Origin of the sequence: Streptomyces tricolor, assembly GCF_002155905.1 — a bacterium.
In the GTDB taxonomy this organism is placed as follows: domain Bacteria; phylum Actinomycetota; class Actinomycetes; order Streptomycetales; family Streptomycetaceae; genus Streptomyces; species Streptomyces tricolor.
Map to the genome: position 1 here is coordinate 1 of NZ_MUMF01001106.1, position 818 is coordinate 818.

The 818-nt window shown below is 74.2% G+C and carries 1 protein-coding gene and 1 pseudogene; both read left to right on the plus strand.

From position 1 onward, the window contains the following. Positions 1-277, plus strand: a 277-nt coding sequence (locus CCN44_RS43000; RefSeq protein ID WP_107502200.1) for a 6-pyruvoyl trahydropterin synthase family protein, incomplete at its 5' end; no start/stop codon positions are given. Beyond that, positions 274-818 (plus strand): annotated as a pseudogene (locus tag CCN44_RS43005) (glycosyltransferase family 1 protein); the annotation flags it as partial. The gene CCN44_RS43000 and the pseudogene CCN44_RS43005, both read left to right, overlap by 4 nt.

Below are 818 nucleotides of genomic sequence, written 5' to 3' on the forward strand. Positions count from 1 at the left end.
GGAGCTGGACGAGGACAACATCGTGGTCGACATCGGCCTGGCCACGCAGGAACTGCGCGCGGTCGTCGCCGAACTGAACTACCGCAACCTGGACGACGAGCCCGACTTCAAGGGCGTCAACACGTCCACCGAGTTCCTCGCCAAGGTCATCGCCGACCGGCTCGCCGAGCGGATCGGGAAGGGCGGGCTGGGGGAGGGCGCCAAGGGCCTGGCGGGGATCACGGTCACCCTGCACGAGTCGCACATCGCCTGGGCGAGTTACGAGCGTGACCTGTGACCGACCTGACCGTGCGACGGGCGCGCCTCGCGTACGTGCCCGCGCAGTCCGCCACCGCCGAGAACGCCGGAATCGTCCCCATGTCCCTGCGCAGTGTGCACTTCGTGATGCCGGGCGGCGTGGACGACCCGGCCGCGCCGAGCGGCGGCAACGCCTACGACCGCCGGGTCTGCCTGGACCTGCCCGGCTTCGGCTGGCAGGTCACCCGGCACGCCGTGCCCGGCGCCTGGCCGCGTCCGGACGGCGCCGCCCGCGAGGCTCTCGCCCGCGTCCTGCGGGACCTGCCGGACGACACGGTCGTCCTCCTCGACGGGCTGGTGGCCTGCGGTGTGCCGGAGATCGTGGTCCCCGAGGCCGGACGCCTGCGGCTCGCGGTCCTCGTCCACCTGCCGCTCGGTGACGAGACCGGCCTGGACCCGGCCGTCGCCGCCGACCTGGACGGCCGCGAGCGGGCGGTGCTGCGGGCGGCGGGTGCGGTGATCGCCACCAGCGACTGGGCGGTGCGCCGGCTCGTCTCCCACCACGGCCTCGCCCCCGACCG